The sequence below is a fragment of the Streptomyces microflavus genome (assembly GCF_014650075.1).
In the GTDB taxonomy this organism is placed as follows: Bacteria; Actinomycetota; Actinomycetes; order Streptomycetales; family Streptomycetaceae; genus Streptomyces; species Streptomyces microflavus.
On sequence record NZ_BMUG01000001.1, the window covers coordinates 555,445 to 569,994 of the forward strand.

Sequence of the window (14,550 nt, forward strand, 5' to 3'; positions counted from 1 at the left end):
GTAGGCGTCTCATTTACGCCCCGTCTTCCAGGGGTTCATCATCTGCACGTCCCCCCGGAAAGGCCCTCCCCTCGTGGCGTCCCTCGAAGCGATCCCCGAAGAGCTCAGCCGGCTCATGAAGTACTTCCCGGAGACCCCGGCCGAGGAGCGCCCCGCTTTCCACAGCGCCGCCAAGGACTTCCTGGACCGGGCGGCCCCCAAGATCGTCCGGCAGTTCTCCCCGATGGCCCGGGTCAAGTGGCACCTGGCGGCCAGCGGACGCGGCGAGGAGCTGGCGGGCCTGCTCCACTACGAGCGGGAGAACCCGGGCGCCTTCTCCGTGAAGGGCCTGCGGCGAGCCCGTATCGAGCTGCCCGGCATCGAGAGCTCCTCGCTGCCGTCCTCGGTGCGCAACTTCAACCGCAGTGAACTCCCCGTACGCGGCAAGCTCCTGGACCTCGTCTGGGAGGACGGCAAACTCGTCGTCAAGGGCTACGCCTACATCCCCAACGTTCCCTCGGCCACCGGCAAGCGCTCCCTGCGCGTCGCCGTGCTGCGCCGCCAGGGCAGCCGCTCCGCCCTCCCGCTGCGCCTGCGCACGGTCGAGGAGCCCCGCGCCACGACCGAGGCCAAGGGCGCGCTGCACAACTACGACTGGTCGGGCTTCGAGATCGGCATCGACCCGGGCCGGCTCCGCGTTCGCGGCCAGTGGCAGTCGGGCACCTGGCGCCTGGGCGTCGGCATCCCGCGCCCCGGCGGCATGTCCGTGGGCAGCATCACCAAGAACAACGCGGGCGCGGCCGGCCACAGCTACACCCGCGTCCTGGACGACGGCGTCCGGCTCGTCGCCGGCTTCGACCGCAACCGGCTCAAACTCACCGTGGACGTCGTCCCCGCCGAGATCGAGTCCCAGGAGTCCGACGGCGACACCCTCACCATCACCCTCCGCTCCCGGGTGACGGCCCCCGCGGGCAAGTTCCCCACCGCGCTGCGCATCGACCACGAGCCGAGCGGCTTCGCCACCGACCTGCCGCTCCAGCAGACCGGCACCGGCGGCGACGGCTGGCTCCGCCACACCGCGAAGCTGCCCCTCGCCGACCTCCCCACCGACGGTGTCACCCCCGGCAAGCCCCGTAAGTACCGCGCGCTCATCGTCTTCGCCGACGGCACCACCCGCCGCGCCACCAACGGCGAGAAGCTGCGGACCGACGTCCACCCGCTGCCCGACGGGCGCGAGCTGGCCGTCCTCACCGACGGCGCCGGGAACTTCACCCCGCAGCTGCGGACCGTCCAGCCCGTCGTCGACAGCGTCCGCTGGAGCGCCGACGGCGAGCTGGAGCTCGCCGGCTCCTACGCCGGCCCGGCCGAGCAGATGAAGATGGTCCTGCGCCACACCGGCCGCAACGAGGACCGCCCGCTGCCCGTCGAGTTCGCGGACGGCCGCTTCACCGCCCGCCTGCGCCCGGACACCATGGAGACCTACGAGGGCACCGTGCCGCTGCGCGCCGGCCGCTGGATGCCGCGCCTGCGCCTGCGCAGCGAGTGGGACCACACCCGCGACCTCCCCGTCACGATCCGCCCCGACCTCGTCTCCGTACTGCCGCTCGCCCACCGGGGCGAGCACCGCACGTACACCGTGGAGCGCCTCGACTTCGACCGGATCTTCGTGGAGTCCGGCCCGGTCATCGGCCCCGAGCTGCGCGGCGCCTACCGCCAGCGCCTCATGCGTGACGTCTACACCCCCGAGCAGCGCAAGCTGCCGCTGCGCGAGGCCGTGCTCTACAACAGCTTCGGCGGCAAGCAGTTCTCCGACTCGCCCCGCGCGGTCTACGAGGAGCTCAAGCGCCGCGGCACCGACGTCGAGCACATCGCGATGGTCCACGACCAGCAGGTCGTCCTGCCGCCCGGCGTACGCGGCGTCGAGTGGGGCAGCAAGGAGTGGTACGAGGCGCTGGCCCGCAGCCGGTACGTCGTCACCAACGGCGGCATCCGCGAGTGGTTCGTCCGCAGGGAGGGCCAGGTCGTCGTCCAGACCTGGCACGGCACCCCGCTCAAGCGCATCGGCGCCGACCTCCTCGGCACCCCCAAGGCGAACCTGGCCTACATCGCGAGCCTCCCGCAGCGCTCGCGCCAGTACAGCCTGTTCATCACGCCGAACGCCTTCACCACCCCGATCATGACCAACTCCTTCCGCCTCCAGTGCGAGGTGCTGGAAGCGGGCTACCCGCGCAACGACGTCTTCCACGCCCCCGACCGCGTCAAGCGCGCCGCGGCCGTACGGGAGAAGCTCGGCATCCCCGCGGGCAAGAAGGTCGTGCTGTACGCGCCCACCTGGCGCGACGACCAGCGCTACGGCGGCCGCCGCTTCAAGCTGGACAACCAGATCGACGTCGAGGCCGCGCGGCGCGAGCTCGGCGAGGACCACGTGCTGCTCTACCGCAAGCACCACAAGGTCCTCGACTCCATCCCCGGCGCCGGACAGGGCTTCGTCTACGACGTCACGTACTACCCGGACATCGCCGACCTCTACCTGATCGCCGACGTGCTGATCACGGACTACTCCTCGGTGCTGTTCGACTTCGCCCACTCCGGGCGGCCGATGCTCTTCTTCACGTACGACCTGGAGCACTACCGCGACACCCTGCGCGGCTTCTACTTCGACTTCACCTCCCGCGCCCCGGGACCGCTGATCAAGACCTCCGAGGACCTGGTCGCCGCGATCCGGAACATCGACGAGGTGAGCGAGGAGTACAAGGAGAAGTACGCCCAGTTCCGGGTCGACTTCTGCGAACCCTCCGACGGCCGCGCCGCCGCCCGGGTCGTCGACCGGATGCTCGCCATCAAGGACGAGCAGCAGGGCTGAGCCACCCCGGCCGCCCCACGACTGTCCACCGGACGAAACCGGCAGGCAGCGGGGGCGGCCGCTCGCGTACTGTGCTGTGCCGGGGGGCGGCACGCACGCCCCTCACCGAACACCGGGGCGATCCAGAGCGAGGAAGCACGTGGCAGAGCAGAGGCCGTCGGACCGTACGGTGTCGGACGGTACGGCGTCGGACCGCGAGCTGTCGGACCGCGCGCCGTCGGGCCGCGAGCCGTCGGGCCGCACGCCGTCGGGCCGCGGGCCGGAAGTGACCGGCGCCCGCAGGATCGTCGTCAAGGTCGGCTCCTCCTCGCTCACCACCGCCTCCGGCGGCCTCGACGCCGACCGGGTCGACGCCCTCGTCGACGTCCTGGCCAAGGTCAGGGACGGCGGCGAACGCGAGGTCGTCCTCGTCTCCAGCGGTGCCATCGCCGCCGGGCTCGCCCCGCTCGGCCTGGTCCGCAGGCCCAAGGACCTCGCCCGCCAGCAGGCCGCCGCCAGCGTCGGCCAGGGACTCCTCGTCGCCCGCTACACCGCCTCGTTCGCCCGCTACGGCGTCCGCGTCGGCCAGGTGCTCCTCACCGCCGACGACACCAGCCGCCGCGCCCACTACCGCAACGCCTACAGCACCCTCGACAAGCTCCTCGAAATGGGCGCCGTCCCCGTCGTCAACGAGAACGACACCGTCGCCACCGACGAGATCCGCTTCGGCGACAACGACCGGCTCGCCGCCCTCGTCGCCCACCTCGTCCACGCCGACCTGCTGGTCCTGCTCTCCGACGTCGACGGCCTCTACGACGGCCCGCCCGGCACCCCCGGCGCCTCCCGGATCGCCGAGGTCACCGGCCCCGACGACCTGGCCGGCGTCACCATCGGCAGCGCCGGCAAGGCGGGCGTGGGCACCGGCGGCATGGTCACCAAGGTCGAGGCCGCCCGCATTGCCACCGCCGCCGGCGTCCCGGTCGTCCTCACCTCCGCCAGCCGGGCCGCCGACGCCCTCGCGGGCCGCGACACCGGCACCTACTTCCACCGCACCGGCCGCCGCTCCGCCGACCGGCTCCTGTGGCTCGCCCACGCGTCCACCCCGCAGGGCGCGCTCACCCTGGACGACGGCGCCGTACGGGCCGTGGTGGAGCGCCGCACCTCGCTGCTGCCCGCCGGAATCTCCGCCGTCGAGGGTGAGTTCAGCGCCGGCGACCCGGTGGAGCTGCGCGATCTGCGCGGCACCCCGGTCGCCCGCGGACTCGTCAACTTCGACGCGAAGGAGATCCCCCAGCTGCTCGGCCGCTCCACCCGCGATCTGGCCCGTGAGCTGGGCCCCGCCTACGAGCGCGAGGTCGTACACAGGGACGATCTCGTCATTCTCGTGCCACGCCTCACCCCCTGAAACGGCTGAAAGTCCCGCCATCGGGCAGGGACCTTTACCAAAACCGCCCCACGCCCGCCCGTGGACTGGTCCACTTTGTATCGGGGAATCAGGGGTCCGCACAGCAACACATCACAGGAGGCCGCCGGTGAGACGAGCGCGCCCGGGGGCGTCGCCCCGAGGCACGGGCAGCCGCGCCCTGACGAGTGTCGGAGCGGGGGCCGACTTCGACCGGAACACGCCCCTGGGAGGCACCGCCGATCAGGAGCCGGTGACGGACCGGCAGGAGGACCGCCAGCAGTCGAAGCTGTGGCACATCACCCTCAGCGTCTCGGGGACCGAGACCCCGCTGGGGGAGGTCAGACGCGGCCTGGAACAGCTCGCGCACGACCACCCCTTCCTGCTGACCAGCCGTTACGCAGGCGACCACGCGGAGATCCGCTACTGGGAAGAGGCCCGCGACCTGCACGACGCGGCCGCGGTGGCGCTGCGGCTGTGGGGCGAGCACCGCTCCAGCGCCCAGCTCCCGCCGTGGAAGATCGTCGGCCTCGAAGTCATCGACCGCGAGACGTACCACCTGCGTATCGCCGAGGGGTACGGGCCGCCGCCCGCCGCCCCCGTGGGCGTGCACCCCTACTGACCCCGGGGCGATCCAGGGACGTCCGCCCCTCGGGCCGGCCGTCTCGCATCACGGGATACGTGCCGTATGCCCGCAGAGCGCGCATTACTCTGCGGGCATGACCACGCTCTCGCCCTACGACAACATGTCCCCGGTCGCGCAGACCGCCTACCGGGCCCGTGCGGCCGCCGCAGATATCGCGCCACTTCCGCGCGCTGCCAAGGACGACGCGCTGCTGGCCATCGCCGACGCCCTCGAAGTGCGGACCGCCGAGATCGTCGAGGCCAACGCGCAGGACGTCGAGCGAGCCCGCGAGGCCGGTACGAGCGAGGGCATCATCGACCGGCTCACCCTCACCCCGGAGCGCATCCGCGCCATCGCCGCCGACGTACGGGACGTGGCCGCGCTGCCCGACCCGGTCGGCGAGGTGGTGCGCGGCTCCACACTGCCCAACGGCATCGACCTGCGCCAGGTCCGCGTACCCCTCGGCGTGGTCGGCATCATCTACGAGGCCCGCCCCAACGTCACCGTGGACGCCGCCGCCCTCTGCCTGAAGTCCGGCAACGCGGTCCTGCTGCGCGGCTCCTCCTCCGCCTACGCCTCCAACACCGCCCTGGTCCGGGTCCTGCGCGACGCGGTCGGCGGCTCGGGCCTCCCAGCCGACGCGGTGCAGCTCGTCCCGGGCGAGAGCCGCGACTCCGTACGGGAGCTGATGCGGGCCCGCGGCCTGGTCGACGTCCTCATCCCGCGCGGCGGCGCCTCCCTGATCCGTACGGTCGTCGAGGAGTCCACGGTCCCCGTCATCGAGACCGGCACCGGCAACTGCCATGTCTACGTCGACGCGCAGACGGACCTGACCATGGCCGTCGACATCCTGATCAACTCCAAGGCCCAGCGCCCCAGCGTCTGCAACTCCGCCGAGACCCTGCTCGTCCACAAGGACATCGCCGACGCCTTCCTGCCGCTCGCCCTGGACGCGCTGGCCGAGGCCGGGGTCACCGTGCACGGCGACGAGCAGGTCCTCGCCCACGCCGAGGGGACCAAGGCCACCGTGGTCGCGGCGACCACGGAGGACTGGGAGACCGAATACCTCTCGTACGACATCGCGGCGGCGGTCGTGGACTCCCTGGACGCGGCGGTGGCGCACATCCGCCTCTGGTCCTCCGGCCACACCGAGGCCATCGTGACCACCTCGCAGGCGGCCGCCCGCCGGTTCACCCAGCTGGTCGATTCGACCACGGTCGCCGTCAACGCCTCCACGCGCTTCACGGACGGTGGACAGTTCGGCTTCGGCGCCGAGATCGGCATCTCCACGCAGAAGCTGCACGCCCGCGGCCCGATGGGGCTGCCGGAGCTGACCTCGACGAAGTACATCGTCACCGGCGACGGCCACATCCGGTAGCCCTGCCAGTGCCCGTACGTCGGGCGGGGCGGGGCCTCCCACCCTGCCCGGCGTACGCACACGGGTCATGGACCGGCCGCATGTTCCCCCTCCCGCCCACCGGACGACTTTCCGGAGCACCTGCCCAAAAGGTCCCGGCAGGGCTACGCTGAATCCGTGCCGGACGACGTGGGGGGCAAGCCGTTCCCGGACGGCTGGGAGCCCGACGACGACCGCGGGGGCGCGGACAAGGACTTCGCCTCCGTGGTGTTCGACGAGGACTTCGTCCGGGCCGCCGTCGTCCATGAACCCACCGCCGTGGAGCGCCTCCTCGCCGCCGCGGAAGCCCGCGCGCAGGCCGATGCCGCCAGGGCCCGCCGCACCCGCCGCCCCAGGGACGGCGAACACGGCTCCTACGGGCGCTCCAGGGCCTATCACGACCCCCAGGACCTCGATTACGACCCCGAGTACGACGACGGTGCCGAGCCGGTCCCCTACGGGCAGGACGGCGGTCCGCGCCCCTACCGGGGCGCCGCCCGCTGGCACCGCCCGGTCGCCTGGCTGCTGGCCCTGGTGATGGGCGTCGGAATGGTCGCCCTCGCCTTCTCCGCCGTCTACCGCAGCGCCTCGGCCCACCGCCAGGAACCGGTGCCGCCGCCCGTGACCAGCGGTGTGGACCAGCCCGGAGCGATTCCGCCGGCCCCCGCGGTCCACCCCCGCCCGGCGGTCTCCGCCACCCCCGGCGCCCCCTGACCCCTCCCGCGCCGTTCCCCGGGCCGGGGAACCGGTCGGACGTCACCCGTCCGGCGGTAGCCGCGGCTACCACTTCCCGCCGCTCTCCGCGTTTACGTACGCGCCGATCGACCTACTCTGAAGATGTGACCCCTCGCTTCCGGGGGGCTTCTCGCTGCTGGATGCCTGACGGCCGAAGCAGACCGTTGCGCACCGAGCAGACCGGTGGTGTGGAGATCGGGAGAGAAGTCATGACAGGCCGCTCAGACCCGCCGAACGGCCCGCCCGAGAACCCCGAGGGCGGCGAGGACGAGTACCGCTCGCTCGTCTTCGACGAATCGTTCATCCGCAGTGCCCGCATGCAGGAGTTCTCGGCCCAGGAGCGGATGGGCGAGCACGCCCGCGCCGTGCGGACGCTGCCGGAGCCGGTGGCCCCGGCCAGCCACGGCTCCAGGGCCGCCATCGTGCTGGTCGTCCTGATAGCCCTGGCCTTCGCCACGGCCGTCTACATCGGCTTCCGCAATCCCTATCCGCAGCCCGTCACCCGACGGGCCGAGCCGTTGCGCACCACCGTGGTCCCCCTCGCCCCGCGCGGAACCGTGCCCGCCGGATCACCCGAGCGGCTCTACCTGGCCGCCCCGCTCTCCGGCTTCCGGACCGGCGCGGAGGGCATCAACTTCCCCTCCGTGCGGCGCACGCAGAACTTCTCGGACAGCCAGATCACCACGGCCCTCGCCACCGTCAAGGACTACCTGGTGGAGTCCTCGCTCAACCCGGACGTCCTCACCGGGCAGGTCCGCCGGCCCGTGGAACAGCTCCTCGACCCGGACCAGCGGGGTCAGTTCGAACGGTCCATGAGCAGCCCCGCCGACGACGGGCTGCACGCCGCCACCGGCTGGCTGGTGCGCTTCGACCCGGCACAGGTGGAGCTCGCGGACCCGCAGATCCGGGTCCAGGGCACCCTCTCGTACGCGGAGGACGGCGCGGGCACCCTGGAGGTCGTCTCGGACCATACCTTCACCTACGCCCTGCGCCCGGCGGAGGGCCCCCCGAAGGAGGACGGCGCGTCCCTCTTCACCGTCCGGCGCGAGCTGCACTTCCGCTTCGACCGGGAGGACCTGCGGCTGCACCGGCTGGAGGTGCGCACCGCCCACGTACAGGCCGGACCGCAGTCCTGCTCGGCCGGTGCCGCAGGGACGCTCCGCCCGCTCCTGGCGGGGGAGCGGGCGGACGGCCGGGGCCCCGCGGTCACCGACCCGTACGCCCCGGGCAGGCCCGCGGCGGCACTCTGCGGGACCCTGGCGCTGCTGGGCGCCCCTACGCCTTCCGGGGCCCCTCCTCAGGACCCCCAGGACCTCCAGGACCCTCAGGCCCTTCGGGAGTTCCGTCCTCGTCCGTAGCGGAGGTGCCCGCACCGCCCCTGGCGGCCCCGGCGCCCCCGGTGAACTTGTCGCGCAGCTTGCCGCCCAGGTCCCCGGCGCCTCCGGCGATGTCCCCGACCAGCTTCATCAGCGGGTCCTTGCTCGTACGCACCGTGTCGGCGTAGTGCGAGGCGGACTCCCGGAAGGAGTCCGTCACCGAGGCGTCCTTGTCCTCGTCGCGCCGGGGGTAGTGGCCGTCCATGATCCGCTGGTAGTCACGGGTCTCCGACCACTTCTTCAGCTCGGCGGCCCGCACCGTGGTGAAGGGGTGCGTCCGGGGCAGCACATTGAGGATCTTGAGGACCGAGTCCCGCAGATCCCCGCCCTTCTCGTACTCGTCGGCCTGGGCGAGGAAGGCGTCCACATTCATCTCGTGGAGGTGATTGCCGCCGGCGATCTTCATCAGCCCGCGCATCGAGGCCTGGATGTCCTGGCCCACCAGCAGCCCGGCCCGGTCGGCCGAGAGCTCCGACTTGCGGAACCACTCGCGCAGCGCCGTCACTATCGCCATGATCGCCATGTTGCCCAGCGGGATCCAGGCGACCTTCACGGCCAGGTTGGTCAGGAAGAGCAGTATCGTCCGGTACACCGAGTGGCCGGAGAGCGCGTGGCCCACCTCGTGGCCCACCACCGCCCGCATCTCCTCCTCGTCGAGCAGCTCGACCAGGCCGGTGGTGACCACGATGATCGGCTCGTCAAGACCGATACACATGGCGTTGGGCTGCGGGTCCTGCTTGACGTACATCGGCGGGACCTTCTCCAGGTCCAGGATGTAACACGCGTCGCGCAGCATGTCGTTGAGGTGGGCGAACTGGGCTTCGCTCACCCGGACGGAGTCGGAGAGGAAGAGCAGCCGCAGGCTGCGCTCCGGGAGGAGCCCGCTGAGCGCCTTGAACACGGTGTCGAAACCGGTGAGCCTGCGCAGGGCCACCAGGGCCGAGCGGTCCGCCGGGTGCTCGTAGGCCCGGGACGAGATCCCGGGGAATCGCCTGCGCGCCCTGCTCGGCACGTTCTCGTGACTGCTGTCGGTCATGGATGGCCCCCTGTTCGTACGAGACGTTGCTCGTCCCCCTGACAAAAACCAGCGTATGTGCTGGCGCTACGGTGTGCGGGGGGCTGTGGATAACTATGAGGAGCGCCCGAAATGCCGCACACCGCCGTACTGCTCGCCGCCGTCGCCGACGAACAGGGACCGGGAGCCACCCTCCGGATCGTGCTGCTGGCCTCGATCGTCGGAGCGGTGCTGCTGGCCTGGTTCCTGCTGCGCGGTTACCGCAACGACGACAACAACGACTGAGTCGGCGTGAGCGTGCCCGGGGTGCCCGCATACGATGTGCCGGACGTCTTCCTTCCGACTCACGATCGATAGGTCCTGCCGACGATGAGCCTCACGAGCACCGCACACCAGCTGGTCACTCTCGCCTCCGAGGGTGGCGAGGGCGGCAACCACGAAAGCCTCAACCCGTACGTGACCGGTGTCGGCGCGTTCCTCGCGCTGATGTTCCTGCTCTGGATCACCACCCGCTTCAACCGCGACCGCTGAGGCAGAGGCGTACAGCTGTGCCAGTAGGCTCTGCACGCATGGGAGAGCAGGAAGTGCCTACCGGCCCCGAGAAGCGCCGAATCGGCGTCATGGGCGGGACATTTGACCCGATTCACCATGGACACCTGGTGGCGGCCAGTGAAGTGGCCGCCCAGTTCCATCTCGACGAGGTCGTGTTCGTCCCGACCGGGCAGCCGTGGCAGAAGAGCCACAAGAGCGTCTCCCTGGCCGAGGACCGCTATCTGATGACGGTCATCGCCACCGCGTCCAACCCGCAGTTCTCGGTCAGCCGCAGTGACATCGACCGTGGCGGACCGACGTACACCATCGATACGCTGCGGGACCTGCGCGAGGTCCACGGCGACGCGGACCTCTTCTTCATCACCGGCGCCGACGCGCTGTCCCAGATCCTCACCTGGCGCGACGCGGAGGAGCTGTTCTCGCTCTCCCACTTCATCGGTGTGACCCGGCCGGGTCACGTGCTCACGGACGACGGGCTTCCCGAGGGCGGTGTCTCCCTGGTGGAGGTGCCCGCGCTGGCGATCTCGTCGACGGACTGCCGTGAGAGGGTCGCGCAGGGGGAGCCGGTCTGGTACCTGGTGCCGGACGGCGTGGTCCGCTACATCGACAAGCGCCAGCTGTACCGCGGCGACTGAGCCACGGAGAGGGGCACCGGTGAACGACCGACAGAACCCGTACGGCCACGACCCGTACTACCAGCAGCCGCAGATCGTCGGCTACGACGAGTACGGCCAGCCGGTGTACCAGCAGCAGGGGCAGCAGGACCAGCAGCAGTACGACCAGCAGCAGTACGACCCCTACGCCGCGCAGCAGGGCCAGCACCAGGGGCAGGCCCCGGAGGCGGGGTACGGATACGACCCGTACGGCCAGGCCCAGCAGGCCCAGCAGCCCCAGGCCCAGCAGCCCCAGGCCCAGCAGCCCCAGGCCCAGCAGTACGACCCCTACGCGGCCCGGCAGCACCCCCAGCAGGACCAGGGCGGCCAGGGCGCCGACCAGGGATACGGCCAGGGCCAGCAGTACGGCTACGGCGGCTACACCGACTACGGCTACGCCACCGGGCAGCAGCCCGCCGCCGTCGACACCGGTCAGCAGTGGAACATCCCGCAGCAGGGCACCGCTCCCGCCCCCGAGCAGGCCCCGCAGCCGGCCGCTCGGCCCCCGCGCGAGCAGGCCCCCGAGCGGGAGCCGGAGGCCGAGGCGGACCCCGCCGTTCCCGGGCAGCGCCCCGCGCCGGACTACCGCACCGAGCAGTTCTCGTTCATCGAGGAGCCCGACGAGGACTCCGAGGACGTCATCGACTGGCTGAAGTTCACCGAGAGCCGCAGCGAGCGGCGCGAGGAAGCGCGCCGCAAGGGCCGCAACCGGATGATCGCGCTGATCGTCGTCGCCGTGCTCGTGGTGGTCGGCGGCGTCGGGTACCTCTGGTCCGCCGACATGCTCCCCGGCCTCTCCGGTACGGAGGAGAAGAAGGCCGTCGCCGTCGGTGCGCAGCAGCGCGACGTGATCGTGGTGCACCTGCACAACACCAAGAAGGGCGGCACCTCGACGGCCCTGCTCGTCGACAACACCACCACCAAGCAGGGCACCACCGTCCTGCTGCCGAACACCCTCGCCGTCGCCGGTGACGACGGATCCACCACCACGCTCGGCAAGTCCGTCGACGACGACGGCAGGACCGGCACCCGGGAGTCGATCGAAACCCTGCTGGGCACCAAGATCAGCGGTACCTGGCGGCTGGACACCCCGTACCTGGAGATCCTCGTCGAGCAGGTCGGCAACATCGAGGTGGACACCGACATCGATGTGCCCGACGCCAAGAAGGGCGCCGCGCCCCTCGTGAACAAGGGGGAGGCGCAGACGCTCAGCGGCCCGATGGCCGTCGCGTACGCCACCTACCTGGCACCAGGGGAGGCCGAGGCCAAGCAGCTGACCCGGTTCGGCGAGGTCATGCGCGCGGTGCTGCGCAAGATCTCCGAGGACCCCAAGGCCGCGACCGTCACCGTGGAGACGCTGGCGCAGGTCCTGGACCCGTCGCTGCCGGAGAAGGACCTCGGGGCCTCGCTCGCCAAGCTGGCCTCGCGGGCCAAGGTCGGTGACTACAAGACGGCGATGCTGCCCGTCCAGGACGACGGCACCCTCACCGACGCGGCCACCCGCAGCGTCGTCAAGGACATCCTCGGCGGCACGGTGAAGGCACCCGAGGAGGGCGCGCCCCTGCGGGTCGCCGTCCGCAACGCCACCGGGAACGCCCGCGCCGGGGAGTCCGCCCGGATCGTGCTGGTCAACGGCGGCTACGCCTTCGTGGACAGCGGCAAGGCCAAGGACGAGGCCAAGTCCGTCGTGATCTACCGGACCGCCGAGGACAAGGAGAAGGCCACGGAGGTGGCCAAGACCCTGGGGCTGTCCGCCGGTGCCGTGAAGAAGGGCGAGCCGGCCGCCAACGCGGACGTCTCCGCCGTACTCGGCCAGGACTACAAGACCGGGTAATCGTCGGCGTGAAGGGCTGTCGGCGGTCCGTGAGACCCTAGAGGTTGCATCCGACCGCCGACGAAAGCCTGCATGTGACCGCCACGGACCGCTCCATCGAGCTCATCAACGCCGCCGCTCAGGCGGCCGCCGACCGGCTCGCGCACGACATCATCGCCTACGACGTCAGTGATGTGCTGTCGATCACCGACGCCTTCCTGCTGGCCTCGGCCCCCAACGACCGCCAGGTCAAGTCGATCGTCGACGAGATCGAGGAGCAGCTCCAGAAGGAGCTCGGCGTCAAGCCGGTGCGCCGTGAGGGCGACCGCGACGCCCGCTGGATCCTCCTCGACTACGTCGACATCGTCATCCACGTCCAGCACAGCGAGGAGCGCGTCTTCTACGCGCTCGAGCGTCTGTGGAAGGACTGCCCGGAGATCGCCCTCCCCGAGGACGCGGTCAGGACCCGAGGCAAGGCCGAGGAGCACGCACAGCTCAACGGCAGCACGGAAGGTGACCAGAGCTGAACGGCAGTCGCAGCGGCAGGGGCCGCAAGATCGTTCTCTGGCGTCACGGCCAGACCGCGTGGAACCTGGAGCGGCGCTTCCAGGGCTCCACGGACATCGAGCTCACCGAGGAGGGCGTCGGGCAGGCCCGTCGGGCCGCCCGGCTGCTCGCCTCGCTGAAGCCCGATGCCGTCGTCGCCTCCGACCTCCGGCGGGCGGCGGCCACGGCCGCCGAGCTCGCGGCGGTCACCGGTCTCACCGTGGCCCACGATGCCGCGCTCCGTGAGACGTACGCGGGCGCCTGGCAGGGTCTGACGCACGTGGAGATCGTCGAGCGGTACGGCGAGCAGTACGCGGCGTGGAAGCGCGGCGAGCCGGTGCGCAGGGGCGGCGGCGAGCTGGAGACCGAGGTGGCCGACCGGGCCGCACCGGTCGTCCTGGAGCACGCCGAGAAGCTGCCCGCCGACGGCACGCTCGTCGTGGTCAGCCACGGCGGCACGATCAGGACGACGATCGGCCGGCTGCTCGGCCTGGAGGCACACCACTGGGAAGGGCTCGGCGGGCTGACCAACTGCTGCTGGTCCGTCCTGGGCGAGGGCGCGCGCGGCTGGCGCCTGCTGGAGCACAACGCCGGCACGCTGCCGGAGCCGGTGCTCGGCGACGACGACTAGGACCGTCCGGGCGCTGTTTCCGGGCCGTCTCCGGGCGTCTCCGGCCGGATTTCACTTTCCGGCAGGTCACAGGCTAAAGTTCTTCTTGTTCGCAGCGCGGAAACGCAGGGAAACAGAGCGAACAGCGGGGCTATAGCTCAGTTGGTAGAGCGCCTGCATGGCATGCAGGAGGTCAGGAGTTCAATTCTCCTTAGCTCCACAATCAGGATCCCGTCCCCGTCTGGGGGCGGGATCTTCTGCGTAGGGGCGTGAAGCGGGCTGACCCCCTTGCGGGGCCATGGCAGAATCGGAGCGCCGGAGGGGGCGACGGACCGATCGGGAGGGAGCGCGATGCCTGCGAGTCGCGAACACGTCCCCGACCTGCCCCTTGTCGTTGCCTCGTTCCCCGGCTCCGTAACGTCCGAAGATCGATCCCGTCTCGGCTGCCCGTCCTGCGGTTCGTCCCACGTGGCCCAAGTCCTGGGCGACAACGGAGGGGTCTCCTACGTGTGCACGGCCTGCGGCCACAGCTGGAGCTGACTGATGGGTGCACACAGGCGTAAGTGCGACTGGTGCGGCAGCGGTACGCCCATTGTCAGGGACATGGACCCGATCAACCCGGAATATCAGTACTGGTGCGAGGAATGCGCCCGGGCGCTGATCATAAAAGGCGACCCCATCGAGACCTACCGGGAGCTGGAGGGGGAGCCGATCTACGGGCGGCTCCTGGAGGAGCACTGCACCCTCAAGCGGTTCTACTCCTTCGCGACGGCGTGAGCCTCCGGGTCTCTGACCTGCGGCTGAGGGTTCAACGCCCGGGATAATTCGGGCATATGTGTGCGCACCGGAAACGATTTGGTGAAGCACCGGGGGGACCGTGTAATGTTCTCGATGTCGCCAAGGGGAACCGGGCGGCGGACAACAAGGGGCTATAGCTCAGTTGGTAGAGCGCCTGCATGGCATGCAGGAGGTCAGGAGTTCAATTCTCCTTAGCTCCACAAGCTCC

15 protein-coding genes and 2 tRNA genes are annotated in these 14,550 nt (G+C 70.9%); 16 read left to right on the top strand and 1 reads right to left on the bottom strand.

Annotated elements, in window-relative coordinates:
* The first annotated feature begins 73 nt into the window (after positions 1-73).
* From IE264_RS02325 to IE264_RS02350, 6 genes are all read left to right on the top strand, one after another.
* On the top strand, positions 74-2,842 hold the full coding sequence (locus IE264_RS02325) for a CDP-glycerol glycerophosphotransferase family protein (RefSeq protein WP_015608474.1): 2,769 nt from the start codon (positions 74-76) through the stop codon (positions 2,840-2,842).
* Between the two features lie 265 nt (positions 2,843-3,107).
* Complete coding sequence (gene proB / locus IE264_RS02330) at positions 3,108-4,226, top strand: glutamate 5-kinase (protein WP_031122788.1); 1,119 nt, start codon at positions 3,108-3,110, stop codon at positions 4,224-4,226.
* Between the two features lie 127 nt (positions 4,227-4,353).
* Complete coding sequence (locus tag IE264_RS02335) at positions 4,354-4,845, top strand: DUF8830 family protein (RefSeq protein ID WP_015608472.1); 492 nt, start codon at positions 4,354-4,356, stop codon at positions 4,843-4,845.
* A 97-nt stretch (positions 4,846-4,942) separates the two neighbouring features.
* On the top strand, positions 4,943-6,226 hold the full coding sequence (locus IE264_RS02340; protein ID WP_032753255.1) for a glutamate-5-semialdehyde dehydrogenase: 1,284 nt from the start codon (positions 4,943-4,945) through the stop codon (positions 6,224-6,226).
* Between the two features lie 156 nt (positions 6,227-6,382).
* On the top strand, positions 6,383-6,958 hold the full coding sequence (locus IE264_RS02345; RefSeq protein WP_032753253.1) for an SCO2584 family spore wall biosynthesis protein: 576 nt from the start codon (positions 6,383-6,385) through the stop codon (positions 6,956-6,958).
* Between the two features lie 230 nt (positions 6,959-7,188).
* On the top strand, positions 7,189-8,337 hold the full coding sequence (locus tag IE264_RS02350) for an SCO2583 family membrane protein (protein ID WP_032753251.1): 1,149 nt from the start codon (positions 7,189-7,191) through the stop codon (positions 8,335-8,337).
* Here IE264_RS02350 and IE264_RS02355 read toward each other — a convergent pair.
* Positions 8,255-9,391, bottom strand: coding sequence for a M48 family metallopeptidase (locus IE264_RS02355; RefSeq protein ID WP_032753249.1), 1,137 nt, complete (start codon positions 9,389-9,391; stop codon positions 8,255-8,257). The two genes, IE264_RS02350 and IE264_RS02355, sit on opposite strands and share 83 nt — an antisense overlap.
* A gap of 111 nt (positions 9,392-9,502) precedes the next feature.
* On the opposite strand from IE264_RS02355, the gene IE264_RS02360 reads away from it, so the two are divergent.
* From IE264_RS02360 to IE264_RS02405, 10 genes are all read left to right on the top strand, one after another.
* Positions 9,503-9,655 (top strand): hypothetical protein, encoded by a 153-nt coding sequence (locus tag IE264_RS02360; RefSeq protein ID WP_015608467.1) that lies wholly within the window; start codon positions 9,503-9,505, stop codon positions 9,653-9,655.
* 84 nt (positions 9,656-9,739) lie between these two features.
* Complete coding sequence (locus tag IE264_RS02365; RefSeq protein WP_015608466.1) at positions 9,740-9,901, top strand: hypothetical protein; 162 nt, start codon at positions 9,740-9,742, stop codon at positions 9,899-9,901.
* 38 nt (positions 9,902-9,939) lie between these two features.
* Positions 9,940-10,557, top strand: coding sequence for a nicotinate-nucleotide adenylyltransferase (gene nadD, locus IE264_RS02370; RefSeq protein ID WP_015608465.1), 618 nt, complete (start codon positions 9,940-9,942; stop codon positions 10,555-10,557).
* Positions 10,558-10,576: 19 nt separating this feature from the next.
* Positions 10,577-12,409, top strand: a complete 1,833-nt coding sequence (locus IE264_RS02375; protein WP_032753248.1) for an LCP family protein — start codon at positions 10,577-10,579, stop codon at positions 12,407-12,409.
* A gap of 74 nt (positions 12,410-12,483) precedes the next feature.
* Complete coding sequence (gene rsfS / locus IE264_RS02380) at positions 12,484-12,915, top strand: ribosome silencing factor (protein ID WP_015608463.1); 432 nt, start codon at positions 12,484-12,486, stop codon at positions 12,913-12,915.
* On the top strand, positions 12,912-13,565 hold the full coding sequence (locus tag IE264_RS02385) for a histidine phosphatase family protein (protein ID WP_032753247.1): 654 nt from the start codon (positions 12,912-12,914) through the stop codon (positions 13,563-13,565). Before rsfS ends, IE264_RS02385 begins: the two co-directional genes overlap by 4 nt.
* Before the next feature lie 126 nt (positions 13,566-13,691).
* Positions 13,692-13,764, top strand: a tRNA-Ala gene (locus tag IE264_RS02390).
* 131 nt (positions 13,765-13,895) lie between these two features.
* Positions 13,896-14,084: a hypothetical protein gene (locus IE264_RS02395; RefSeq protein WP_078618663.1), complete on the top strand. Its 189-nt coding sequence runs from the start codon at positions 13,896-13,898 to the stop codon at positions 14,082-14,084.
* Positions 14,085-14,087: 3 nt separating this feature from the next.
* Positions 14,088-14,321, top strand: coding sequence for a hypothetical protein (locus IE264_RS02400; protein ID WP_015608461.1), 234 nt, complete (start codon positions 14,088-14,090; stop codon positions 14,319-14,321).
* A 148-nt stretch (positions 14,322-14,469) separates the two neighbouring features.
* A tRNA-Ala gene (locus IE264_RS02405) sits at positions 14,470-14,542 on the top strand.
* Positions 14,543-14,550: the final 8 nt, after the last annotated feature.

What these genes read in the sequence shown, in the direction of transcription:
- IE264_RS02340 (WP_032753255.1), top strand. Translation starts at nt 4,943, where the DNA reads ATGACCACGCTCTCGCCCTACGACAACATGTCCCCGGTCGCGCAGACC.
- IE264_RS02350 (WP_032753251.1), top strand. Translation starts at nt 7,189, where the DNA reads ATGACAGGCCGCTCAGACCCGCCGAACGGCCCGCCCGAGAACCCCGAG.
- IE264_RS02355 (WP_032753249.1), bottom strand. Translation starts at nt 9,391, where the DNA reads ATGACCGACAGCAGTCACGAGAACGTGCCGAGCAGGGCGCGCAGGCGA.
- IE264_RS02360 (WP_015608467.1), top strand. Translation starts at nt 9,503, where the DNA reads ATGCCGCACACCGCCGTACTGCTCGCCGCCGTCGCCGACGAACAGGGA.
- IE264_RS02365 (WP_015608466.1), top strand. Translation starts at nt 9,740, where the DNA reads ATGAGCCTCACGAGCACCGCACACCAGCTGGTCACTCTCGCCTCCGAG.
- nadD (WP_015608465.1), top strand. Translation starts at nt 9,940, where the DNA reads ATGGGAGAGCAGGAAGTGCCTACCGGCCCCGAGAAGCGCCGAATCGGC.
- IE264_RS02395 (WP_078618663.1), top strand. Translation starts at nt 13,896, where the DNA reads ATGCCTGCGAGTCGCGAACACGTCCCCGACCTGCCCCTTGTCGTTGCC.
- IE264_RS02400 (WP_015608461.1), top strand. Translation starts at nt 14,088, where the DNA reads ATGGGTGCACACAGGCGTAAGTGCGACTGGTGCGGCAGCGGTACGCCC.